This is a genomic window from Nocardia acididurans, from assembly GCF_016741815.1.
In the GTDB taxonomy this organism is placed as follows: domain Bacteria; phylum Actinomycetota; class Actinomycetes; order Mycobacteriales; family Mycobacteriaceae; genus Nocardia; species Nocardia acididurans.
The window spans coordinates 137,065-158,400 of record NZ_JAERRJ010000009.1 but is presented as its reverse complement, the minus strand read 5'-3'; the positions used below and the strand labels follow the sequence as shown (position 1 = coordinate 158,400).

The window sequence follows — 21,336 nt, the reverse complement described above, 5'->3', positions numbered from 1 at the left end:
GGTTCGGGTTCAATGGGTCCGGGTGCGGTATCGCCGGGCCTCAGGTCGCCAGCCATGTGCGTTCCAGTTGGACTCTGCCGTAGCCGGGGAGGGTGGGGAGGCCTTGGACGGGAGTGGTGGCGAGGTCTATGCCGTCGGCCATGCCCCACAGGAGGTAGCCGGAGCGGGTGTGTTGGATGCGCTGGAGCTGATGCAGGAGATCGGTGCGCGCGGCGGGGTCGGCGGTGGCTACGGCGGCGCGGTAGGCGGCGTCGAATTCCGGGTCGTTCCAAGCGGATTCGTTCTGGCCGCTGTCGGAGAGCATGGTCTTACTGGCGAAGAACAGGACGGAGTCGTTGGTGCCCCAATAGGTGGTGTAGAGGTCGGCTTTCTGCCAGGTGTTGTCCCAGAAGGTGCCGGATTCCTGTTTGACGACGTCGATACTGATGCCGGATTCGCGGACCTGGGTCGCGAACAGGGTGGCCGATTCGGCGAGGCCCGCGATGTCCTCTGTGGTGTAGAGGCGATAGGTCTTGCCGGTGTCGAAACCAGCTTCGGCGAGCAGGGTTTTGGCCTTGGCGATGTCGCGGGTGCGCTGGGTTATGGCGCGGTCGTAGGACGGGTCGCCGGTGCCGAGGATGTCGTTGCCGATGGTGCCGTAGCCGGAGAGGACCTGCGCCACCATGGCCGGGCGGTCGACACTCAGGCGCAGCGCCTCGCGGACGCGGGCGTCGGCGAAGGGGCTGCCCGCGGCGGTGCGCATGACGATCGGCATGGCCATGTCGTTCTTGCGCTGGATGGTCTGGATGTCCTTGCGGCTCTTGGCCGTCCGTGCGGCGACCGCGCCCACGTTGGAGGCGAGGTCGATCTGGCCGGCGAGCAGGGCGGTGGCCATGGCCTGCGGGCTTTCGAAGATGGAGACCTCGATGGCGTCGAGATACACCTGGCCGCCGTGCCAGTTCTCGTTGCGCACCAGCCGGGCATTGCCGCCACGAAACCAGTCGAGCTTGAACGGGCCGGTGCCGGAGGCGGATTCGATCCCCGCGTCGGTGGTGCCGTCGGGGATCACGAAGGTGGTGAGCCGGGTCAGTTGCGGCAGTTCGGCATTCGGGTAGTCGGAGACGAGCACGACGGTGCCGGCGCCGTCGGCGGTGATGTTCTCCGGGCGGATGCCGGGCAGGCGGGACGCGCCCGCGGGCGTATTGCGCAGGCGGCGCAGCGAGTACACCACGTCGGCGGCGGTGACCGGCCTGCCGTCGTGGAAGGTCGCGCCGGAGGCGAGGGTGAACCGCCAGGTGCGCAGGTCCTCGGAGCCCTGCCAGGCGGTGGCCAGTCGCGGTGCGGTGATGGTCTCGGCGCCGGGCACAGTGAGGGTGTCGAACTGCAGGCTGAGGATCAGGTAGTCGCTCTCGTTGGCCTGTGAGCCGTGCGGGTCGCGGACGATGGCCCCGGGTCGCCCGAGCGCGCCCACGCGCAGGGTTCCGCCGGGTCGGGGTGGCCCGGAAACGACCGTGACAGCGCCGTTGTCGTTGCCGCCGCAGGCCGCGAGCAGTGCGGCGAGGGTCAGCCCGCCGCCGGCCTGGAACAGCTGACGTCTCGACAGGTTCATATCGTCCCCTCGCTTCACACCCGGCACCCAACGGCTTAGGTTTGCCTACCCTGTTGCAGGGGATGACGCAAGTGTGCCCGATCGGCGGGACGCCGAACCTCAAACCGCCAGAATCTCGTCCACCAGGCGCGGCAGCGCGTCACCGATGGGATCCCGCACGATCTCACTGGCGTATTCGTCGTACGGCGTCGGCTCGGCATTCACGATGACCAGGCGCGCCCCGGCGTCCACCGCGACCGCGCACATGGATGCCGCCGGCTCGACCTGCAGCGAGGTGCCGACCGCCACGAAGATCGCACTGGATTCGGCGATCTCCACCGCGGCGCGAATGGATCCCGGGTCCAGCTGCTGACCGAACATGATGGTGGCCGCCTTGAGGATGCCGCCGCAGGCCGGGCACGCCGGATCGGGTTCACCGGCCGCCACCCTGTCCAGGGTGGCGCGCATGGTGGTCTCGAATTCGCAGTCGACGCAGACGACTTCGAACATATTGCCGTGGATCTCCACCACGGTCTTCGAACCCGCGCGCTGATGCAGCCGGTCGATGTTCTGGGTGATGATGCCGACCTCACGGCCCGATTCGGCGAGCCGCACCAGCGCCTCGTGCGCCGGATTCGGCCGGGCCTGCCAGGCGGGATTGTCGCGGCGCGCCAGCCAGGCGCGCACTCGTAGCTCCGGATCGGCGACATAGTTCTGGTAGGTCGAGAGCAGTTCCGCGATCGGATCTTTCGTCCACACCCCTCGGGGCCCACGGAAGTCCGGTATGCCGGAGTCGGTGGAGATGCCCGCCCCGGTGAGAACTCCGATCGGTCCACTGTGCTCGCGCCAGTCCATTCCCCCGAGCGTAGGCCCGCCACGGCCGCTCGGCCACCGGCCACGCACCCCCGAAAGTACAGTCTTCCCAGCCTTCGCCACCCGGTCGCCGATGCGATCAGACGGCCACCGTGTCCGGGCTATCGGCGGTGCGCCGGTATTGCCCTGGGGCCGAACCGTATTCGCGTTTGAAAGCTTTGGCGAAGGCGAACTCGGATTGATAGCCGACCTTGCGGGCCACCCCGGCGAGCGGTGTGTCGGATTCGCGCAGCAGCCGCGCGGCGGTGAGCAGCCGCCAGCGGGTGAGATACGACAGCGGCGGTTCGCCGACGGTGGCGGTGAACCGCCGGGCCAGCGTGGCCCGCGAAACACCCGCCACCGCACCGAGTTCGGGGACCGTCCAGGCGTGGGCGGGATCGTCGTGGATGACGCGCAGCGCCGCCGCGACCGCGGGATCGGTGAACGCGCCCGCCCATCCGGTGGCGGTGTCGGCGTGTTCGGCGAACCAGGCGCGCAGGATGTAGAGCAGTAACGTGTCCAGCAGCGCGGGAATGACCGCGTCCGTCCCGAGACTCGGTTCCGCGATCTCCCCCGCGAGCAGATCGACGGCCGATCGCAGGGCCGGATGACGGCCGGGACGCGCTGGGAGATGGACGAATTCGGGTAGCTCGTCGAGCAGCGGATGACTGCGCTGCCTGCCCAGCTCGTAGGCCCCGCACACCAGCGCGGTCCGCACCCCCGGACCGACGATCTCGCGCGGTTCACCGGGCACGGCCACCTCCGTGATCGGAGTGCCCGGCTGGTCGACCAGATCGTGGTCCGCACCGCGCGGCATGAAGAGCACGTCCCCCGCACCGAGCGCGAACGGTTCCGCTCCCGGGGTGAGCACCCAGCACGAACCCTGCAGCACCACGTGGAATCCGGCCCCGCGCACGACGGGATAGCGACGCCCCCAGGGCGCATGCCGGACGAACAGCCCGTAGGCGGGCCTGCCGGTGCGGATGGCCGCGATGGTCTCGCTGAGAATGTCCACGAGGTACACCGTACAGCTCGAAGTATGAGCGTTTCAGGCATACAGGTGAGCATTACAGCCATTCATACGCTCACTTCTCGACCCTAATGTTCTAGGCATGACGAAGCAGATCAGCACCCAGTCCCCCACCGTCGCCGTCTACGGAGCCACCGGCCACACCGGCGGCTACATCCTCGGTGAGCTCCGCCGCCGCGCCTTCACCCCGATCCTGGTGGGCCGCAATGCCGATCGCCTGCGCGCCGCCGCCGAGGCGGCCGGGTTGCCCGACGCCGAGATCCGCGTCGCCGACCTGAACGATCACGCCGCCCTGGTCGCCGCCTTCACCGGCGCGGATGTGGTGATCAGCGGCCTGGCCGCGTTCATCGACTTCGGCGAGGCGGTGCTGGCCGCAGCCATCGCGGCGGGCGCGCACTACACCGACACCTCCGGCGAGCAGAATTTCCTGCGAAAGGTCCTGAACGACTACAACACCCGCGCCGAGGCGGCCGGTGTCACGGTGGTCTCCGGCATCACCGACAACAACCTGTCCGGCGACCTGCTCGCCTACCTCACCACCCGTCGGGTGCAGGGCCCCGCCGAACTGGTGATCAGTCACCTGAGCCTGAGCGGCGGCCACGGTTCCAAGGGGAGCGCGAAAACGGTTCTCGCCAACCTGGATTCGTTCCGCGACGGCGGATTCCACTACGAGAATGGCGAATTCCGCACGGGTCCGGCCACCAGGTACACCGAGATGGTGTTCCCCGGTGCGGCCGCGCCCACCGCGGTCGGCAAGTTCCCGCAGTCCTCGGTGCTCACCATTCCCCGGCATTCGGATGTCTCCTACGTCGCGGGCGCGTTGGATGCCACGATCCTGGGACATCTGAGCGGATTCACCGCCGAGGCAATCGAAGCCATGCCCGACACACCGGATTCCGATCTGCGCTACTACCTGATCGTCGACACCTATGGTGCGGACGGCGCGGTGGTGCGGGGCCTGCTCAGCGGCGTCGACTCCTACCGCGATTCGGCCATCATGGCGGTCGAGGTGGCGGCGCGACTGGGCACGGGCGTGGCGAAACCCGGCGCGCTGGCTCCGGCCGAAGCCTTCGATCCGGAGGATTTCCTGAATGCCCTGGCCCCGCACGGCATCACCTTCGGCATCGGCGAGGCACCGGCGCGCGCCTGAATACGTCCCGCGCGGCGAAGATTCGGCGGGTACGTTGGGGCCATGAGCGATGATCGCCCGGAACTCGCCGTGGAATTGGATCTGCAGCCCCACCCGGAGGGCGGCTGGTATCGGGAAACCTGGCGCAGCACAGTGGAATTCGAGCCGGACGGCTACGACGGCAAGCGCGCGAGCGCGACCGCCATCTACTTCTTGCTGCTTCCGGGTGAGAAGTCCGCGCCACATACGGTGGCCTCGGACGAGATCTGGTTCTGGCATCAGGGCGGGCCCCTGCTGCTGAACATCGGGGGTGAGGAGATCATCCTCGGACCCGATGTCGCGCAGGGGCATCGGCCCCAGGCGGTGGTCCCGGGTGGGGTGTCACAGGCCGCCCGCCCGGCGGGCGATCAGCACGTGCTGGTGAGCTGTGTGGTCGCGCCGGGCTTCGACTTCGCGGATTTCCGAATGGATTGAGCCGCGTTCAGTCGTCGATCTCGAGCAGTCCCTCGGCGAGGGCGTGATCGATGGTCTTCTCCAGGTTGGGGCAGGTGTCGGGCTTGCCGAAAACCGGTCCGGCGGCGGCCATTTCGCGGAACACCGGGCAGTGGTCGGCCGGGTTGACCGTCCACTGCATGGTCCGCTGATGGCTGCTGTGCTTGCGCACGAGCACCTCGGTGCCGCAGGTGCGGCAGCCGATGGGCGTGAAGCCCGACTCCATGTAGTGCTCTTTGTCGAGGACTGTCTGGGCGCGCACTTCCTCGCGCCGTTCGGGACGGTCCGCGAAATCCGGTGCTTTCGCCCAGCTGGTCATCAGACTCCCGCCTCCTGTGCTTCCGCCGCCTTGGCCTCGTCCGCCTCGCGCTTCTTGCGCAGGTTCTCGGCGACCTCAGCTTCCCAGGCCACATTGGCCTTGGCGGTGTCGACCTCGAATTCGAAGCGCTGCGTGGACTTCGGGTCCACGTCGGCGACGTCCACGTAGAACTGGTCGTACCAGCGGCGCAACTGGTAGACCGGGCCGTCCTCCTCGGTGAGCAGCGGGTTCTCGATCTTGGACTTGTGCTTCCAGATCTCGACGTCCTGCAGGAAGCCCTCGGAGACGCCCTCGGTCATCTTCTTGGCGAAGCTCTCGGCCTGCGATTCCGGCAGACCCTTCGGCTTCTCCAGCGTGACGCCCCACATGAGCATGAACGAGTCCTGCGTCACCGGGTAGTGGCAGTTGATCAGGGTCGTCTTGACCTCGTACCCGTTGTAGCTGTTGAGCAGCGGGTTGATCATGTAGGACGGGCCGAAGTACGACGCCTCCGACTCGAGCAGCGTGTCCACGCCGGACTTGGCGGCCATGCCGATGTCGGGGCGGCTCTTGCTGTTCAGGTACTGGGTGGCGATATGACCCTCGAAGACGTTCTTGAAGAACGTCGGGAACGCGTAGTGGATGTAGAAGAAGTGCGCCATGTCCACGACGTTGTCGATGATCTCGCGGCAGTTCGCGCCTTCGATGAGCATCGAGTTCCAGGTCCAGTCGGTCCAGCCGTCGCTGATCGACTCCAGGCCGCTGCCGTCGGCGTTGGTGAACGCGCCGTCGATATACGGGATGGTGATGTCGTCCGGCGGCGGGTTGCCCTCGTGGTCGTGCCAGACGAACAGCTGGCCGTTGCGCTCGAGGGTGGTCCACGCGCGGGTGCGGGCCAGCGGGGGCACGCGGCGCGCGTACGGGATCGCCTTGCATTTGCCGTCGCCGCCCCAGCGCCAGTCGTGGAACGGGCAGGCGACGGTGTCACCCTTGATCTCACCCATGGACAGGTCGCCGCCGAGATGCCGGCAATACCCGTCGAGGATCTTCAAATCGCCCTTGCTGTCGGCGAATATGACCAGCTTGGTGCCGAACGCGTTGACCGAGTGCGGCTTTCCGTCGCGGAAGGTTTTGGCCAGACCCAGGCAATGCCAGCCCCGGGCATACCGGGTGGGCATGCTGCCCACGTCGATCTCACGGACCTTTCCGCGGGGCCCTGGCGGGGTTGTCGACATCGTTCATCCTCCTTGGAAGTACTAGAACACGTTACAAAATGACGCGACAAGATGCCAGCGATTGCACCAACTACCAGGATGGGGGCCGTCCGCGCAGGAAATGAACCGGATTCTGGACTGGAATAGGAACGTGTTCTACTCTCAGGGGCAAGTAGAACCGCTTACCAGACGTCGGAAGACGCACGCACCAGGCAGGAGCAACTGGCGAGATGACGCAAGAAGTAGTTGAGCGGGTCGAGGCGCTGCTGCCCACACTGCGCGAACGCGCGCAGGAGGCAGAAGACCTGCGCAAACTCCCCGAGGAGTCCGTCAAGGACCTGCAGGAGACCGGATTCTTCAAACTGCTGCAGCCGCGCCAGTGGGGCGGCCACGCCGGCGACCCCGTCGTCTTCTACGACACCGTCCGCAAGATCGCCTCCGCCTGCGGTTCCACCGGCTGGGTGGCCGGCATCGTCGGCGTGCACAACTGGCACCTCGCGCTGTTCGATCAGCGTGCGCAGGAAGAGGTGTGGGGCGAGGACACCGATGTGCGGATCTCCTCCTCCTACGCGCCCATGGGCGCGGGCGTGCTCACCGAGGACAAGAGCGGCTACATCGTCAACGGTGCGTGGGCCTGGTCCTCCGGCTCCGATCACTGCGACTGGGTGGTCGTGGGCGGACCGGTCATCAAGGACGGCAAGCCGGTCGACTTCGGTTCCTTCCTGATCCCGCGGACCGAGTACAACATCGACGACGTGTGGCATGTGGTCGGGCTGCGCGGCACCGGATCCAACACCATCAAGGTGAAGGACGTGTTCGTGCCCCGGCACCGGTTCCTGAGCTTCCGCGCCATGAGCGAGCTGAGCGCGCCCGGCCTGGAGCAGAACACCGACCCGGTGTACAAGATGCCTTGGGGCACAATCCATCCCACCACCATCTCCACCCCGATCGTGGGTATGGCGTACGGCGCGTACGAAGCCCACGTCGAGCACCAGGGCAAGCGCCTGCGCGCCGCCTACGCGGGCGAGAAGGCCAAGGACGATCCGTTCGGCAAGGTGCGCATCGCCGAGGCCGCCTCCGATATCGACGCCGCGTGGCGTCAGTTGTCGGGCAATGTGGCCGATGAATACGCACTGCTGGTGGCGGGCAAGGACGTTCCGTTCGACCTGCGCGCCAGCGCGCGCCGCGATCAGGTGCGCGCCACGGGCCGCGCCGTCGCCTCCATCGACCGGCTGTTCGAGGCCTCGGGTGCGACCGCGCTCGCCAACGGCACTCCGCTGCAGCGCTTCTGGCGTGACGCACACGCGGGCCGGGTGCACGCGGCCAACGACGCCGAACGCGCCTATGTCATGTACGGCACGCACGCCTTCGGGCTGCCGATCACCGACACGATGGTGTAGCCGATGACCTCCGTCGCAGAGCTCACCTTCGAGTCCACCTCCAAGTACGCGCAGGTCCGCGAGGATCTGAAGCTGCACTACCACGAGGCCGGCGTCGGCAACGGGCCCACCATCGTGCTGCTGCACGGCGGCGGGCCGGGGGCCTCGTCGTGGTCGAACTTCGCCAAGAACATTCCGGTGCTGGCGAAGGACTTTCACGTTATCGCCGTGGATCAGCCGGGCTTCGGGCTGTCCGACAAGCCGGTCGATCACCCGCAGTACTTCGTGCACAGTTCGACCGCGCTGAAGGATCTGCTGGACACCCTGGGCATCACCGAACGCGTTCACCTGCTGGGCAATTCGCTCGGCGGCGGCACCGCCACCCGGTTCGCGCTGGACTTCCCGGATCGCGCGGGCAAGCTGGTGCTCATGGGTCCGGGTGGGTTGAGCACCAACCTGTTCGCGCCGGATCCCACCGAGGGCGTGAAAGCGCTGTCGCGGTTCAACTTCGAGCCCACGAAGGAGAACCTGGAGGCGTTCCTGCGGATCATGGTGTTCGATCAATCGCTGATCACACCGGAACTGATCGAAGAGCGGTTCGCTTCGGCGTCCACCCCCGAAGCGCTCGCCGCCACCCGCGCCATGGGAAAGTCCTTCGCCGGAGCCGATTTCGCCAAGGGCATGATCTGGCGCGACGCCTACAAACTGCGGCAGCCTGTACTCATGATCTGGGGCCGTGAAGACCGGGTGAACCCGATCGACGGCGCGCTCGTAGCACTGAAGATGGTGCCGCGAGTCCAGCTGCATGTGTTCGGCGGCTGCGGGCACTGGGCGCAGCTGGAGAAGTTCCACGAATTCAACCGCCTGGCAACGGACTTCCTGCTCGGCGTCAAGGAGAAGTGAGCATGGGTATTCGTTCGCTCGGATACATGCGCATCGAGGCCACCGATATGGCGGCCTGGCGCGAGTACGGGCTCAAGGTGCTCGGCATGATGGAGGGGGACGGTCCGAACAAGGACCACCTGTACCTGCGCATGGACGAGTTCTCGGCGCGCCTGGTGATCGTGCCCGGTGAGAAGGACCGGCTGCAGGTCTCGGGCTGGGAGGTCGCGGACGCGCCTGCGCTGCAAGAGCTTCGGGAGACGCTGAACACGCACGGGGTGCCGTTCAAGGAGGGCACCAAGGAGGAGCTCACCGAGCGCCGCGTCGAAGGCATGATCAGCTTCGAGGATCCCTCCGGCAACACGCTCGAAGCCTTCTACGGCATGCAGTACCTGGCCCGCCGCTTCGTCAGCCCGTACGGCCACAAGTTCGTGACCGAGGAGCAGGGCTTGGGCCACGTCGTCCTCACCTGCAACGACGATGCCGCCGCCCAGGAGTTCTACCAGGGCGTGCTCGGTTTCCGGCTGCGCGACTCCATGCGGCTGCCTCCGCAGATCGTCGGCCGCCCGGCGGACGGCGACCCGGCCTGGCTGCGCTTCTACGGCTGCAACCCGCGCCACCACGCGCTCGCCTTCCTGCCGCTGCCCAACCCGACCGGCATCGTGCACCTCATGGTCGAGGTGGAGAACTCCGACGACGTCGGCCTCTGCCTGGACCGCGCCAACCGCAAGAAGGTCAAGATGTCGGCCACCCTCGGCCGCCACATCAACGACAAGATGCTGTCCTTCTACATGAAGACCCCCGGCGGCTTCGACATCGAATTCGGTTGCGAGGGACTGGAAGTCGAAGACCACTCCTGGATCGCCCGCGAATCCACCGCGGTCTCCCTGTGGGGCCACGACTTCACCGTCGGCTTCAAATGACATGGGGGCGAACGATTTGACCACGACCGACCCGGCGATCGACCCCCGCGCATTCCGCAATGTGCTGGGCAGCTTCTGCACCGGCATCACCGTCATCACCACCTTCGACGAAGATGGCGCGCCGATCGGCTTCGCCTGCCAATCGTTCGCCGCCCTCTCCCTCGACCCGCCGCTCATCCTCTTCTGCCCCACCAAGGAATCCCGTTCCTGGGCGGCTATAGAAAAGAACGGCAGCTTCTGCGTCAACGTCCTCGCAGAAGAACAGCAGCCGGTGTGCGCCCGCTTCGGCTCCCGAGAACCCGACAAGTTCGGCGGAATCGACTGGCACACCTCGGATCTCAACCTCCCAATCCTCGACGGCGCCCTGGCCACACTCCAGTGCACAGTGGCCAACGTCGTCGACGGCGGCGACCACTACATAGTGATCGGCCGAGTCCAGGCCCTGTCGGAGTCCACCGACTCCGACAGGCCCCTGCTCTTCTACCGAGGCCAATACACCGCCATAGAACCCGAGAAGTCCACCCCCGCCCCCTGGCGCGCAGACCTCGAACACTTCCTCACCACAACCACTTTGGACACCTGGCTCTAGCCGCAGATGGGGCCCGGCAATCGAGTGCCGGGCCCCATCTACATCTATCGTTGGCTAGCCGCCCGTTCCACGAGCAACGATCCATTCGACCGGTTGCCCTGTGATTTCAGCGATCAGGTCGAAGTCGTGGTCATAGTGCAGGACTGTCAGTCCCGAAAGTTCTGCGGTAGCGGCGATGATGAGATCCGGAAGAGGGCGGCGGTGTTGCCCCTTCCTGGCAAGCAGCCGCTGCACTTCGAGCGCACGCTCCATCTCCTCGCGACCGGTGTGCACCCACGGCAACGCTGAGAGCGCGGTGTTGACTCGCTCGTAGTCGCCAGGGTTGCGAGCTGAATAGAGTAGCTCGAGAGCAACGATCTCGCAGACAGCTAGACGACCACTACGGATTTCGCGGTCCAACCGCTTGGCAGCGATCTCGCTGTGGCTGCGCTGCGCGTGGGCGCTCTTATCGGCGAGATAGATCGCCGCAGTGCTCACGCCCACGCCTCCCGCATGGTCTCGTCGTCGAGGTCGAGCTCCACGCTGGCCAGAATGCTGGCGGCCTCACCGCGCCGGTGTTCGGCGATCACACGGCTGATGGCAGCGTTGACAGTTGCGGTCTTACCTTCGGTTCCGAGCACCTTTGCAGCCTCTTCCCAGTCATCCGCTAGGTCGATCGTTGTACGCATATGCTACCTCCGACTGGATGCGCCCGTTATCGCATTCATGATATCGCCATGACCCAAAAACGATCATCAGCACTGGTCAAGTTGTTACCGGGCCTCCACCCCGTCCATCTGCCACGGCAAGCCGGTGATTTGCGGGCTGCGCTACCCGGTCACAGCCCGCGAGAGGCCTGCCTCAAACTTTCGAACTAGTTTCGAACTAGTTTCGAAGTATTCGAATACCATGGCGGCATGGCGACCCGCACTTTCCCGTTCTCAACGCTGATCAACAAACAGACCAGCGTGTTTCCGGCGTTGGATGACGCTGACGTGATACTCGAGCGGAGGGATGCGGAGAACCTCGTACTCATGAGGTCGGAGCGCTTCGAAGCGATGGTCAAAGGACTCGGCCTCGCCGCTCGTTCGCTCGCGATCGTCGCGAAAGCGAACCGCGCCCTGGCCGAAGAAGTGTTCGCCGAGGAGCTCCCATGGCTGGTCTGGCTTCCCATTGACGCACGGCCACAGTGCGTCGAGGAGCTGCTGGATCACCTGCTCGCAGGTGCGGAAACCGGTCTGCTGCTGCCGTTCTCGCGGGCTCTGCGCGAATGGCAATCTACTGCGGAGGTCTACTCCGACCCCGAGTTGGCTCGACGCCTACGCGGCCCGTTCGACACAACCCAAGCGCGGCGCTCGAAGGCAACCGGTCAGGCGTAGGTGAGGACTACGTCTGCGAGGACCGGGGACTCTTCGCGTTCGACGACGGTGACCGTGATGGTGAGTTCGCCTTCGGCGGTCTTCCAGATGCGGGAGTGGAGGGTTTCGCCGGGGTAGAGGACGCCGGCGAAGCGGGTGCGAAAACCCTTTACTCGGGAGGCGTCGGAGTCCAGGACTGCGTCGGTGGCTGCCTTGCAGATGAGGCCGTAGGTGCCCAGGCCGTGCATGATCGGGTTGGGGAAGCCTGCGGCGCGGGCGAATTCGGGGTCCGAGTGCAGGGGGTTGCGGTCGCCGCACATGCGGTAGAGGAGGGCCTGCTGGGGGAGGGTGGGGGTGAGGATGTCGAAATCCGGGGCGCGGTCCGGGAGTTCGGATTTCGAGCTGGGGCCGCGGTCGCCGCCGAAGCCGCCTTCACCTTTCGCAAAGATGGAAGAGCGTGCGGTCCAAAGGAGTTCGCCGTCCGAGGAGGTGGCGGTGTGCTCCTGCCAGATGACGGCGGCCGAGCCTTTGTCCCAGATTTCGCTGATGCGGCGTTCGAAGGTGGCCTTGCCGGAGGACGGGATGGGCTGGTGGACAACGACTTCCTGGCTGCCGTGCACGACCTTGGCCAGGTCGATGTCGATGCCGGGGAACTGGACCTTCGGGGGTTCGGTCTCGTGGAAGAAGGGGGCGACCGTGGCGAAGGTGGGGAGGACCTGGGGGTTGCGGTCGTCGAGGTAGCGCAGTTCGGCGGGGTCGGTCCAGCGGGCGCCCGCGCCCAGGGCGAGGTTGTAGTGCTGGACGTCGGTGGGGGTCCAGGCGAAGTCGATGGACTCCAGTTGCGCGCCTAGGGCGATGCTCGGATCGATGGGCATGAAGCTCTCCTCGTGAGGTCGGTGGGCGCTCACCCACGGGTGCCCGCGGGGAGACCCGCGCTCGGGGCCGATAGTGCGGCGCGGCGATCAACCGGCGCAAGCCGTCGGCCCGCTCGGCGGGACTGATTCGATTGTGGGTCCCGCACCGGCGCCGGGGTAATGGGTACAGCGCCGGTGCGGGGGTGTGGGCCGGGCGAGGGCTCCAACGTGACCTGTGTCCGCGCCCGACCCGATCCTGAACCGGGTTGGGACGGTTCAGGACGCCTTGCTCGCCGCGGCCTGCTCCTGCTTCGCCTTCTCGGCGATATCGAGGACGGCCAGGTAGGCGAAGGTGATGGCGGGGCCGATGGTCGCGCCCGGTCCGGCGTAGGTGTGGCCCATGGCGGGGGTGGCGCAGTTGCCGGAGGCGTAGAGGCCGTCGATGATCGTGCCGTCCTCACGCTCGACGCGGCCGGAGGTGTCGGCCACCAGGCCGCCCTTGGTGCCGAGGTCGCCGGGGACCATCTTGGCCGCGTAGAAGGGGCCCTGCACCAGTGCGGCGAGGCAGGGGTTGGGCTTCACGGTCGGGTCGCCGTAGTAGCGGTCGTAGTGGCTGTTGCCGCGACCGTAGTCCTCGTCCTTGCCGGTGGCGGCGAAGCCGTTGAAACGCTGGACGGTTGCTGTCAGGTTCTCGACGGGGACGCCGATCTTGGCGGCCAGTTCCTCGAGGGTGTCCGCCTTGACGATGTAGTCGTTTTCCATCCACCGGGACGGAATCCGCTGGCCGGGCTGCAATCCGGCGAAGATGTAGCGGTTCCGGTAGCGCTGGTCGAACACCAGCCAGGCGGGGATGTTCTCGCCCGGTCCTTCACCCTGTCCATATTCGCCGCCGTACATGGTGTGCACAGCCTCGACGTAAGGAGCGGACTCATTCCCGAATCGCTTGCCGTCGGCGTTCACCATGATGGTTCCTGGAAGGTTGCGCTCCGCGAGCGCGAACCACGGCTTGCCGCCCTTGAAGATGGTCGGCCCCCACCAGGCGTCCTCCATGAAGTCGACCGCGCCGCCCGCCTCCATGCCCGCGATGATGCCGTCGCCGGTGTTGGCGACCGCGCCCGTGGTCCACTCGGTGGTGATGGGCTGGCGCTGGTACTTGGTGCGCATCTCCGCGTTGTGCTCGAAGCCGCCGCTGCCCAGCACCACGCCGTAGCGGGCGTTGAACACGACGGTTTCACCCTTGTGCACGGCTTCGACACCGGTGACCCGGCCGGTCTCGTCGGTGATCAGCTTGGTCATCGGGGTTTCCAGCAGCACCGGCACATTCGCGTCCATGAGCCCCTTGCGCATGGCGGCGATGATGGCCTGGCCCATGCCGAGGATGTGCTTGCCGGTCCACTTGGCCAGGTAGGTGCGCGCGCCGACGCGCATGGCGCGCATGATGCCCTTGGGGTGACGCTTGATCAGGTTCAACCGTACGAAGTCGGCCTGCATGACGACCACGTTCAGCGGCGCCTTGGCGTACGGCGGTTCCAGGTTGAAGCGCTCGTCGCCGAGGATCTTGGCGTTGAACGGCTTCGGTTCACACGAGCGGCCGTCGGCCAGACCACCCGGGGCCTCCGGGTAGTAGTCGGAGTAGCCGGGGACCCACTTCATCTGCAGCGGGCTGTGCTCGAGCACGAAGTCGAAGGCTTCCGCGCCGCGGTCGATGTAGGTGTCGATCCGCTCCTTGGGCACCACGTCTCCGATGATGCTGTGCAGGTAGGTGCGGGCTTGTTCACGGTCATCGGGACGACCGGCGGCCTTGAGCGCTTTGTTGCCCGGAATCCATACGCCGCCACCCGAGCGGGCGGTGGATCCGCCGTAGTGAGCGGCCTTTTCGATGAGCACCACGCGCAGACCGTTGTGAGCAGCGGTGAGGGCGGCGGTCATACCGGCGGCACCGCTGCCGACCACCACCACGTCGTAATCCCGATCAGTCATGTAGAACACGTTATAGAATCAATCCTGGTTTGGTCTATGTTGGTCTGGCAGATGGGACCACTGACGCGATGTTCTTCACAAAAACTCGTTTCAGTTTCTAGGCTTGTTACCGCTACGGCCATCGGCCTTGCCCTCTATGGAAGGAACACAGCGTGCTGACCGACGCGCTACGGAGTGAACTGGCAACCGAACTCGCCGTCGCCGAGCGCGACCGCGTGCCGCTGGACCCGCTGGTCGCCCGGCATCCCGGCATCGACGTGGTCGATGCCTACGAGATCCAGCTCATCAATATTCGCGGGCGCGTGAACAGCGGTTCACGCGTCATCGGCCACAAGGTGGGGCTCTCCTCCGAGGCCATGCAGAAGATGATGGGCGTGGACGAGCCGGACTACGGGCACCTGCTCGCGGAAATGGAAGTCTTCGAAGACGTTCCGGTGGATACGTCCAAGTACCTGTACCCGCGGGTCGAGGTCGAGGTCGGCTTCGTGCTCGGCGCGGATCTGCCGGGCGAGGACTGCACCGAGGCGGATGTGCTCGCGGCGACCGTCGCGTACGCGCCCGCCATCGAGCTCATCGACACCCGCATCAAGGAGTGGAAGATCGGGCTCTGCGACACCATCGCGGACAACGCCTCCTCCGCGGGCTGGGTGCTCGGGCCCGAGCGGGTCGCGCCGCATGAGCTGGACATCAAGAAGATCGACGCCGTGCTGACCCGCAATGGCGAGGTCGTGGCCGAGGGCCGCTCGGACGCCGTGCTCGGTGATCCGACCATCGCGGTGGCGTGGCTGGCCCGCAAGGTGGCCTCCTTCGGCGTGCGCCTGAAGAAGGGCGACATCGTGCTGCCCGGCTCCTGCACCCGCGCCATCGACGCCCGCCCGGGTGACGACTTCACCGCCGAGTTCGCCGGACTCGGTTCCGTCCACCTTCGTTTCGAATGACACAGCCGTTTCAGCTGAACCTCGTCGAGTAGGAGAACAACGTGACCAGCAAAGTCACCGCCGCGATCGTGGGGTCCGGCAATATCAGCACCGATCTGCTCTACAAGCTGCTGCGCTCGGAGAAGATCGAGCCGCGCTGGATGATCGGCATCGACCCTGATTCCGAGGGCCTGAAGCGGGCGCGCGGGCTGGGTCTGGAGACTTCCGCCGAGGGCGCGGACTGGCTGCTCGCCCTGGATGAGAAGCCGGACCTGCTGTTCGAGGCCACCTCCGCCTACGTGCACCGCGCGTACGCGCCGAAGTACGAGGCCGCGGGCATCCGCGCCGTCGACCTCACCCCGGCCGCGGTCGGCCCGGCGGTGATTCCGCCGGTGAACCTGGACTCGCTGCGGGACGCGCCGAACGTCAACATGATCACCTGCGGTGGCCAGGCCACGATTCCCATGGTGGCGGCCGTCTCCCGCGTCGTGCCGGTGCAGTACGCCGAGATCGTGGCGTCGGTGTCCTCGGTGTCGGCCGGTCCCGGTACCCGCGCGAACATCGACGAGTTCACCAAGACCACCTCCAAGGGCGTCGAGACCATCGGCGGCGCGGAGCGCGGCAAGGCCATCATCATCCTGAACCCGGCCGAGCCGCCGATGATCATGCGCGACACCATCTTCTGCGCCATCCCCGAGGACGCCGATCGGGATGCCATCGCGGACAGCATCTTCCGCATGGAGAAGTCCATCCAGGAGTACGTGCCAGGCTACCGACTGCTCAACGACCCGCAGTTCGACGATCCGTCACTGGTTTCGGGTGGCATGGCGAAGGTGTCGATCTTCGTCGAGGTCGAGGGCGCGGGCGACTTCCTGCCGCCGTACGCGGGCAACCTCGACATCATGACCGCCGCCGCCACCCGCGTGGGCGACGTGCTGGCCGACCAGATCATCTCCGCTCGGGTGTAAGGAGTTTCATCAATGAGCAATATCCTGAAGCCCTTCTCGGGCGAACTCGACGTCCGCGTCACCGACACCTCGCTGCGTGACGGCTCGCATCACAAGCGCCACCAGTTCACCGTGGACGAGGTGCGCAATATCGTTGCCGCCCTGGATGGTTCGGGCGTCCCGGTCATCGAGGTCACGCACGGTGACGGCCTCGGCGGTTCCTCGTTCAACTACGGGTTCTCCAAAACCCCTGAGCAGGAACTGATCAAGGCCGCCGCGGAGACCGCCAAGCAGGCCAAGATCGCCTTCCTCATGCTGCCCGGTGTCGGCGTCAAGGAAGACATCAAGATCTCGCAGGACAACGGCGCGAGCATCTGCCGCATCGCCACCCACTGCACCGAGGCCGACGTCTCCATCCAGCACTTCGGCCTCGCACGGGATCTCGGCCTGGAGACGGTCGGCTTCCTCATGATGGCCCACTCCACCACCCCGGAGAACCTGGCCAAGCAGGCCCGCATCATGGCCGACGCGGGCTGCCAGTGCGTCTACGTGGTGGACTCGGCGGGCGCGCTTGTCCTGGAGCAGGTTTCGGACCGCGTCTCCGCTCTGGTCGCCGAACTCGGCAACGACGCTCAGGTCGGCTTCCACGGTCACGAGAACCTCGGCCTCGCCGTCGCCAACTCCGTGTACGCCGTCCGCGCGGGAGCCACCCAGATCGACGGCTCCGCACGCCGCTTCGGTGCGGGCGCGGGCAACCTGCCCGTCGAGGCGTTCATCGGCGTCTGCGACAAGCTCGGCATCAAGACCGGCGTCGACTTCTTCGCCGTCACCGACGCCGCGGAAGACGTGGTCCGCCCGGCCATGCCGTCCGAGTGCCTGCTCGACCGCCAGGCCCTCATGATGGGCTACGCCGGCGTCTACTCCTCCTTCCTCCGTCACGCCGAACGCCAGGCCGAGCGCTACGGCGTCTCCGCCGCCGAAATGCTCGTCCGCGCCGGCAAGCGCAAACTCGTCGGCGGCCAGGAGGATCAGCTCATCGACATCGCCCTGGAACTGCAGCGTGAGGCAACCGCCACCGCGTGATATGTCCGGTTGTTACCCTGGGTTAGCCGCCTGAGCTCGGAGGGACAACCAGCTTCGGGGGCAACCGGCCGGGCCGGGACCGCACCAGCGGTCCCGGCCCGGTCCCGTTTCGTGATCCTGTTGCCGGAGGCTGACCTTCGCGGGGTAGGCCGGGTGGTCAGCCGTTCCAGATGGCGGCTACGCGGGTTTCGCCGTGGACGGTGTAGTAGTGCTCGTGGACCAGGGTGTAGCCCTGGTGGGTGAACAGGGTTGTGCGGCTGTTGTAGTCGGTGACCGTCATGTCGTGGCCTGCCTGCCAGCGGCGGCCGTCGTTCTGCTCCCAGATGCCGACGAAGCGGGAGGAGCCGTTCACCTCGTAGCCGCGGACCAGGGTGAGGCGGTAGCCCTGGTTGTTCAGGTCGTCGAAGGCGGACTGGTAGGCGGCGGAGTCCAGGCCGTGGCGGGCCTGCCAGGAGCGGCCGTCGTTGCGGGTCCAGGTGCTGGAGTAGCGGGGGTCGCCGCCGTCGGTGGCGGTGATGTCGGTGAGGCGGTAGCCCTGGGCGGTCAGGTCGTCGAAGGCGGCCTGGTGCTGGGCGGCGGTGAGGTTGTCGCGGGTGGTCGAGGCGGGGAGTTGCGTGCCGCCCGTGCCGCCGGAGACGCCCGAGGCGAAGGTGACGGTCCAGTAGCGGCTGCCGTTCTGGGAGATGGCGGAGACGCCTACCTGGGTGAGGCCGCCGTCGAGGATGATCGCCTTGTGGGTGGGCGAATTGGCCCAGAAGTTCATGGCGTCGGTGGGGTTGCCGGAGGTGCCGTAGTAGTTGATTTCGGCGATGGCGGAGGCCGCGGGGACACCGCATTCGGTGAACCGGGTCTGGATGCCGCGGCCCAGGGTGTCGATGTGATCGGCGGGGGCCCGGCCGCGGTCGGCGCTGTCATTGCTGGCCCATTCGGACGGGCGGGCGAGCACCTCGCTGTGGGTCACAGCCGGCAGGCCCGCTTCGGCGCGCATGACGTTGATGGCGTCGAAGACGTCGGGCTCGTCCTGGTTCAGGGCGAGGGCGGCGGTGTCGACCTCGCAGTTGGTGAGCGCTGCGGCCGGTGCGGCCGGGAGGGCGAACAGGCTCGCGCCGGCGGCGACGGCGAGGGCTGCGGCGGCGGTGGTCGAGAGCTTCACGGTGGGATTCCTTGTGCTGGTTGGGAAGTTGCACACAGGTTCCCGCCGGGAGCGAATCAGTTTCTAATGAGGGACCAACGAGCGCCGGTACGCGCCGAGCACGCCGTATTCGATGACGGCGAGGATGTCGTCGGCGTTCAGTTCGGGATGGTCGTCGAGGATTTCGGTGACCGGCAGGCCCACCGACAGCAGGTCCAGCAGCAAATCCACCGGGTACCGCGAACCGCGGATCACCGGTCTGCCGCCGCAGACTTCCGGGTCGAACACGATGCGCTCGAGTTTGGACATGCCATGACCCTACGGCCCGACTGTTACCGCACTATGAGGGCGCGGTGACCGGCGTCTGAGGGTTGGGCCGAGGGAACCGCGCGGCCGGTCCTCTACTGTCGATCGGCATGGACGACATCGTGCTGTACGGGGCCGACTGGTGCGGAGATTGCCGCCGCGCGAAGACCTGGCTACGGGAGAACAAGGTGGCCTTCACCGAGGTGGACGTCGAACACGACGAGGCGGCGCGGGCGCGGGCCGTCGAGCTCTCCGGGCGGAAGAACATTCCGGTCATCGTGCTGCCGGGCGGGACGGTGCTGGTCGAGCCGACCAATGCGGAACTGAAAGCCGCCCTGGGGCTGTAGTCTGCACTCGAAGACGTAGAGACAAAAACTGGAGACTCGAAGGCATTCAAAGTCTTCCTGCGGCTTTCTAACGTTGACGGCAACAAGTTCAACGGAATGAAGGCTAGGGAGCAGGCAATGCGCGCGGTGATTCAGAAGACGGTCGGCGGCCCCGAGGTGCTCGAGGTCGCGGAGGTCGAGAAGCCGGAACTGCTGTCGGGCGAGGTGCTCGTGCGAGTGCACGCCAGCGGCGTGAACCCGGTCGACGTGGCCGTGCGGGCGGGCTACCTCCCGCTGCTGGGCGCGCCGCCGTTCGGTGTCGGCTGGGATATCTCCGGCGTGGTCGAGGCCGTGGGGCCGGGTGCGCGCTACGAGATCGGCGAGGAGGTGTTCGGGATGCCGTTCTTCCCGCGCGCCGCCACCGGGTACGCCGAATACGTGGCCACGCCGTCCCGGCAGGTGGCGCGGAAACCCGAGTCGCTCAACCACATCGAGGCCGCCGCCCTGCCGCTGGCCGCGCTGACCGCCTGGCAGGGCCTGGTCGACAAGGCGAATGTCGGCCCCGGCGATCGGGTGCTCGTTCACCGTGCGGCGGGCGGCGTCGGCCACCTCGCCGTCCAGATCGCCAAGGCCCGTGGGGCTTACGTGATCGCCCTGGCCAGCGCGGCCAAGCACGACTTCGTGCGCTCGCTGGGCGCGGACGAGGTAATCGACTACCGCACCACGGATTACACCGAGGTGCTGAGCGATCTGGATATCGTCCTCGACTCCAATGCCGACGGTGAACGATCGGTGCGGGTACTGAAGCCGGGCGGCATCCTGGTGAGCATCATGGAGCATATGAACCCGGAACGCGCCGCCGCCGTACGGGCCGCGGGCCGCCGTTTCGCCGGCGTCTCGGTGGAACCGGATTACGCCGCGCTGGAAGCGATTTCGGAGCTGGTGGACGCGGGCAGGCTGCGCCCGCACGTCTCCGCGAGCTTCCCCTTGGAAGAGGCGGGCCGAGCCCACGAGATCGTCGGCTCCGGCCGAGCGGTCGGCAAGGTCGTTCTCGCGGTGCGCGAAGACTGAACACGGCGCGGCGGCCGGTCCTCGGCATCCGCGAATACCAGAGCAGGAGAACAGGAATGGATGTCCTCACGGAGGCGCTGGCCTCGATGCGCACCGGCGCGCCGTCCTCGGTGCGCACCGACGGCCGCGCCCCGTGGGCCATGCTGCTGCCCGAGGTTCTCGGCGCGGGCTTCCACGTCGTCCTGCACGGCACCTGCTGGATCATCCTGTCCGACAAGGATTCCACCCCCATCGCCCTCGGCCCGGGCGATGTCATCTTCATCCGTGACGGCGCCGGTCACATCCTCGCCGACCACCCCGACACCCCCGCGCACCTCCCCACTCCGGAGCAGTACATCGCGAAGCCACCGGTGGGCGCGGTCTCCCTGGGCGGCGACGGCCCGCGCACCAGCCTCCTGTGCGGCAACTACCACCTGGACGGCGCGCGCCCCCACCCGCTGCTGCGTCAACTCCCCGAATTCATCCACCTCCCCGCCCGCCACGGCCGCCATCCCGAACTGGCCGCCGCCATCCACCTGCTGGGCGCGGAGCTCGACAACCCCCGCATCGGCACCGGCGGCATAGTCCCCGCCCTGATCGACTCCCTGCTGCTCTACATCCTCCGCGCCTGGATCGAAGACCAGCCCGCCTCCGAAACGGTGGGATGGGCTGCCGCCCTGAAGGATTCGGCGATCTCCCCCGCCCTCGAAGCCATGCACGAGTCTCCCGCCACCCCCTGGACGGTGCAATCCCTCGCGGACCGCTCCGGCCTGTCCCGAGCGGCCTTCGCCAAACGCTTCACCACCATGGTCGGCGAACCCCCACTCGCCTATCTCACCCGCTGGCGTCTCACCACCGCCGCCCGCCTCCTCCGCGAAGACGACCTCCCCGTCAGCACGGTGGCCACCCGGTGCGGCTACACCTCCGAATTCGCCTTCGGCAAAGCCTTCAAACGCGAATACGGTCTGGCCCCCGGCCGATACCGCCGCCACGCCCGCCCCGCTGCCTGACCGCTCAGGAGCAGCCGGCCCGGACGGCGGCCCCCCAGC

At 67.0% G+C, this 21,336-nt stretch carries 24 protein-coding genes; 13 read left to right on the top strand and 11 right to left on the bottom strand.

Annotated elements, in window-relative coordinates; genetic code table 11:
• Nucleotides 1–40: 40 nt before the first annotated feature.
• The 3 genes from JK358_RS23920 to JK358_RS40425 form a co-directional block, all read right to left on the bottom strand.
• Nucleotides 41–1,606, bottom strand: coding sequence for an ABC transporter substrate-binding protein (locus JK358_RS23920; protein WP_307817702.1), 1,566 nt, complete (start codon nucleotides 1,604–1,606; stop codon nucleotides 41–43).
• A gap of 81 nt (nucleotides 1,607–1,687) precedes the next feature.
• Nucleotides 1,688–2,422: an SIR2 family NAD-dependent protein deacylase gene (locus tag JK358_RS23915; RefSeq protein ID WP_201950741.1), complete on the bottom strand. Its 735-nt coding sequence runs from the start codon at nucleotides 2,420–2,422 to the stop codon at nucleotides 1,688–1,690.
• Nucleotides 2,423–2,519: 97 nt separating this feature from the next.
• Nucleotides 2,520–3,434 carry an AraC family transcriptional regulator gene (locus tag JK358_RS40425; RefSeq protein WP_201950739.1) on the bottom strand — a complete coding sequence of 305 codons (915 nt, stop codon included), beginning with the start codon at nucleotides 3,432–3,434 and terminating at the stop codon, nucleotides 2,520–2,522.
• A gap of 97 nt (nucleotides 3,435–3,531) precedes the next feature.
• Here JK358_RS40425 and JK358_RS23905 point away from each other — a divergent pair, with 97 nt between their 5' ends.
• Both JK358_RS23905 and JK358_RS23900 read left to right on the top strand, forming a co-directional pair.
• Complete coding sequence (locus JK358_RS23905) at nucleotides 3,532–4,599, top strand: saccharopine dehydrogenase NADP-binding domain-containing protein (protein ID WP_201950738.1); 1,068 nt, start codon at nucleotides 3,532–3,534, stop codon at nucleotides 4,597–4,599.
• Between the two features lie 42 nt (nucleotides 4,600–4,641).
• Nucleotides 4,642–5,052, top strand: coding sequence for a cupin domain-containing protein (locus JK358_RS23900; RefSeq protein ID WP_201950736.1), 411 nt, complete (start codon nucleotides 4,642–4,644; stop codon nucleotides 5,050–5,052).
• 7 nt (nucleotides 5,053–5,059) lie between these two features.
• On the opposite strand, the gene JK358_RS23895 is transcribed toward JK358_RS23900, so the two are convergent.
• Together JK358_RS23895 and JK358_RS23890 are read right to left on the bottom strand one after the other, a co-directional pair.
• Nucleotides 5,060–5,389, bottom strand: coding sequence for a hypothetical protein (locus tag JK358_RS23895; RefSeq protein ID WP_201950735.1), 330 nt, complete (start codon nucleotides 5,387–5,389; stop codon nucleotides 5,060–5,062).
• Nucleotides 5,389–6,603, bottom strand: coding sequence for a 3-ketosteroid-9-alpha-monooxygenase, oxygenase component (locus JK358_RS23890; protein WP_201950733.1), 1,215 nt, complete (start codon nucleotides 6,601–6,603; stop codon nucleotides 5,389–5,391). Before JK358_RS23890 ends, JK358_RS23895 begins: the two co-directional genes overlap by 1 nt.
• 209 nt (nucleotides 6,604–6,812) lie before the next feature.
• Here JK358_RS23890 and hsaA point away from each other — a divergent pair, with 209 nt between their 5' ends.
• From hsaA to hsaB, 4 genes are read left to right on the top strand one after another with little or no spacing between them, the layout of a single operon-like run.
• Nucleotides 6,813–7,982, top strand: a complete 1,170-nt coding sequence (hsaA, locus tag JK358_RS23885) for a 3-hydroxy-9,10-secoandrosta-1,3,5(10)-triene-9,17-dione monooxygenase oxygenase subunit (RefSeq protein WP_201950731.1) — start codon at nucleotides 6,813–6,815, stop codon at nucleotides 7,980–7,982.
• Between the two features lie 3 nt (nucleotides 7,983–7,985).
• Nucleotides 7,986–8,864, top strand: coding sequence for a 4,5:9,10-diseco-3-hydroxy-5,9,17-trioxoandrosta-1(10),2-diene-4-oate hydrolase (gene hsaD / locus JK358_RS23880; RefSeq protein ID WP_201950728.1), 879 nt, complete (start codon nucleotides 7,986–7,988; stop codon nucleotides 8,862–8,864).
• Between the two features lie 2 nt (nucleotides 8,865–8,866).
• Nucleotides 8,867–9,766, top strand: coding sequence for an iron-dependent extradiol dioxygenase HsaC (hsaC, locus tag JK358_RS23875; RefSeq protein ID WP_201950725.1), 900 nt, complete (start codon nucleotides 8,867–8,869; stop codon nucleotides 9,764–9,766).
• 1 nt (nucleotide 9,767) lies between these two features.
• Nucleotides 9,768–10,355, top strand: coding sequence for a 3-hydroxy-9,10-secoandrosta-1,3,5(10)-triene-9,17-dione monooxygenase reductase subunit (hsaB, locus tag JK358_RS23870; protein ID WP_201950723.1), 588 nt, complete (start codon nucleotides 9,768–9,770; stop codon nucleotides 10,353–10,355).
• 54 nt (nucleotides 10,356–10,409) lie between these two features.
• On the opposite strand, the gene JK358_RS23865 is transcribed toward hsaB, so the two are convergent.
• Both JK358_RS23865 and JK358_RS23860 read right to left on the bottom strand, forming a co-directional pair.
• Nucleotides 10,410–10,832: a PIN domain nuclease gene (locus JK358_RS23865; RefSeq protein ID WP_307817700.1), complete on the bottom strand. Its 423-nt coding sequence runs from the start codon at nucleotides 10,830–10,832 to the stop codon at nucleotides 10,410–10,412.
• Complete coding sequence (locus JK358_RS23860) at nucleotides 10,829–11,023, bottom strand: type II toxin-antitoxin system VapB family antitoxin (protein ID WP_201950720.1); 195 nt, start codon at nucleotides 11,021–11,023, stop codon at nucleotides 10,829–10,831. The genes JK358_RS23865 and JK358_RS23860 overlap by 4 nt, the downstream gene beginning before the upstream one ends.
• 228 nt (nucleotides 11,024–11,251) lie before the next feature.
• Between JK358_RS23860 and JK358_RS23855 the strand changes: the two genes are divergently transcribed.
• Complete coding sequence (locus tag JK358_RS23855) at nucleotides 11,252–11,713, top strand: hypothetical protein (protein WP_201950719.1); 462 nt, start codon at nucleotides 11,252–11,254, stop codon at nucleotides 11,711–11,713.
• Here JK358_RS23855 and chsH3 read toward each other — a convergent pair.
• A complete protein-coding gene (gene chsH3 / locus JK358_RS23850) occupies nucleotides 11,704–12,567 on the bottom strand; it encodes an enoyl-CoA hydratase ChsH3 (protein ID WP_201950718.1) in 864 nt (287 codons plus the stop codon). The two genes, JK358_RS23855 and chsH3, sit on opposite strands and share 10 nt — an antisense overlap.
• A 255-nt stretch (nucleotides 12,568–12,822) precedes the next feature.
• Nucleotides 12,823–14,535, bottom strand: coding sequence for a 3-oxosteroid 1-dehydrogenase (kstD, locus tag JK358_RS23845; RefSeq protein WP_307817699.1), 1,713 nt, complete (start codon nucleotides 14,533–14,535; stop codon nucleotides 12,823–12,825).
• A gap of 143 nt (nucleotides 14,536–14,678) precedes the next feature.
• Between kstD and JK358_RS23840 the strand changes: the two genes are divergently transcribed.
• From JK358_RS23840 to dmpG, 3 genes are read left to right on the top strand one after another with little or no spacing between them, the layout of a single operon-like run.
• Nucleotides 14,679–15,464, top strand: coding sequence for a 2-keto-4-pentenoate hydratase (locus tag JK358_RS23840; protein WP_201950708.1), 786 nt, complete (start codon nucleotides 14,679–14,681; stop codon nucleotides 15,462–15,464).
• Nucleotides 15,465–15,505: 41 nt separating this feature from the next.
• A complete protein-coding gene (locus JK358_RS23835) occupies nucleotides 15,506–16,411 on the top strand; it encodes an acetaldehyde dehydrogenase (acetylating) (RefSeq protein WP_201950705.1) in 906 nt (301 codons plus the stop codon).
• A gap of 12 nt (nucleotides 16,412–16,423) precedes the next feature.
• The gene (gene dmpG / locus JK358_RS23830; RefSeq protein WP_201950702.1) at nucleotides 16,424–17,473 is read left to right on the top strand and encodes a 4-hydroxy-2-oxovalerate aldolase; all 1,050 of its coding nucleotides are present in this window, start codon (nucleotides 16,424–16,426) and stop codon (nucleotides 17,471–17,473) included.
• A gap of 157 nt (nucleotides 17,474–17,630) precedes the next feature.
• Here the strand turns inward: dmpG and JK358_RS23825 are convergent, their stop codons facing one another.
• Together JK358_RS23825 and JK358_RS23820 are read right to left on the bottom strand one after the other, a co-directional pair.
• Entirely contained in the window at nucleotides 17,631–18,626 is a 996-nt protein-coding gene (locus tag JK358_RS23825; protein WP_201950690.1) for a CAP domain-containing protein, read from the bottom strand.
• Between the two features lie 63 nt (nucleotides 18,627–18,689).
• The gene (locus tag JK358_RS23820; RefSeq protein WP_201950687.1) at nucleotides 18,690–18,914 is read right to left on the bottom strand and encodes a DUF433 domain-containing protein; all 225 of its coding nucleotides are present in this window, start codon (nucleotides 18,912–18,914) and stop codon (nucleotides 18,690–18,692) included.
• A gap of 107 nt (nucleotides 18,915–19,021) precedes the next feature.
• Here JK358_RS23820 and JK358_RS23815 point away from each other — a divergent pair, with 107 nt between their 5' ends.
• The 3 genes from JK358_RS23815 to JK358_RS23805 all read left to right on the top strand — a co-directional run bounded on the left by JK358_RS23815 (nucleotide 19,022) and on the right by JK358_RS23805 (nucleotide 21,297).
• Nucleotides 19,022–19,258, top strand: coding sequence for a glutaredoxin family protein (locus JK358_RS23815; protein ID WP_201950685.1), 237 nt, complete (start codon nucleotides 19,022–19,024; stop codon nucleotides 19,256–19,258).
• A 117-nt stretch (nucleotides 19,259–19,375) separates the two neighbouring features.
• Nucleotides 19,376–20,308 carry an NADP-dependent oxidoreductase gene (locus tag JK358_RS23810; RefSeq protein ID WP_201950683.1) on the top strand — a complete coding sequence of 311 codons (933 nt, stop codon included), beginning with the start codon at nucleotides 19,376–19,378 and terminating at the stop codon, nucleotides 20,306–20,308.
• Nucleotides 20,309–20,364: 56 nt separating this feature from the next.
• Nucleotides 20,365–21,297: an AraC family transcriptional regulator gene (locus JK358_RS23805; protein ID WP_201950681.1), complete on the top strand. Its 933-nt coding sequence runs from the start codon at nucleotides 20,365–20,367 to the stop codon at nucleotides 21,295–21,297.
• The last annotated feature ends 39 nt before the right edge of the window (nucleotides 21,298–21,336 follow it).

Excerpts from the sequence above, each read along its gene's own strand:
- JK358_RS23915 (WP_201950741.1), bottom strand. The coding sequence starts at position 2,422 with ATGGACTGGCGCGAGCACAGTGGACCGATCGGAGTTCTCACCGGGGCG.
- JK358_RS23905 (WP_201950738.1), top strand. The coding sequence starts at position 3,532 with ATGACGAAGCAGATCAGCACCCAGTCCCCCACCGTCGCCGTCTACGGA.
- JK358_RS23900 (WP_201950736.1), top strand. The coding sequence starts at position 4,642 with ATGAGCGATGATCGCCCGGAACTCGCCGTGGAATTGGATCTGCAGCCC.
- JK358_RS23895 (WP_201950735.1), bottom strand. The coding sequence starts at position 5,389 with ATGACCAGCTGGGCGAAAGCACCGGATTTCGCGGACCGTCCCGAACGG.
- JK358_RS23890 (WP_201950733.1), bottom strand. The coding sequence starts at position 6,603 with ATGTCGACAACCCCGCCAGGGCCCCGCGGAAAGGTCCGTGAGATCGAC.
- hsaA (WP_201950731.1), top strand. The coding sequence starts at position 6,813 with ATGACGCAAGAAGTAGTTGAGCGGGTCGAGGCGCTGCTGCCCACACTG.
- hsaD (WP_201950728.1), top strand. The coding sequence starts at position 7,986 with ATGACCTCCGTCGCAGAGCTCACCTTCGAGTCCACCTCCAAGTACGCG.
- hsaC (WP_201950725.1), top strand. The coding sequence starts at position 8,867 with ATGGGTATTCGTTCGCTCGGATACATGCGCATCGAGGCCACCGATATG.
- hsaB (WP_201950723.1), top strand. The coding sequence starts at position 9,768 with ATGGGGGCGAACGATTTGACCACGACCGACCCGGCGATCGACCCCCGC.
- JK358_RS23860 (WP_201950720.1), bottom strand. The coding sequence starts at position 11,023 with ATGCGTACAACGATCGACCTAGCGGATGACTGGGAAGAGGCTGCAAAG.
- JK358_RS23855 (WP_201950719.1), top strand. The coding sequence starts at position 11,252 with ATGGCGACCCGCACTTTCCCGTTCTCAACGCTGATCAACAAACAGACC.
- chsH3 (WP_201950718.1), bottom strand. The coding sequence starts at position 12,567 with ATGCCCATCGATCCGAGCATCGCCCTAGGCGCGCAACTGGAGTCCATC.
- dmpG (WP_201950702.1), top strand. The coding sequence starts at position 16,424 with ATGAGCAATATCCTGAAGCCCTTCTCGGGCGAACTCGACGTCCGCGTC.
- JK358_RS23820 (WP_201950687.1), bottom strand. The coding sequence starts at position 18,914 with ATGTCCAAACTCGAGCGCATCGTGTTCGACCCGGAAGTCTGCGGCGGC.
- JK358_RS23815 (WP_201950685.1), top strand. The coding sequence starts at position 19,022 with ATGGACGACATCGTGCTGTACGGGGCCGACTGGTGCGGAGATTGCCGC.
- JK358_RS23810 (WP_201950683.1), top strand. The coding sequence starts at position 19,376 with ATGCGCGCGGTGATTCAGAAGACGGTCGGCGGCCCCGAGGTGCTCGAG.
- JK358_RS23805 (WP_201950681.1), top strand. The coding sequence starts at position 20,365 with ATGGATGTCCTCACGGAGGCGCTGGCCTCGATGCGCACCGGCGCGCCG.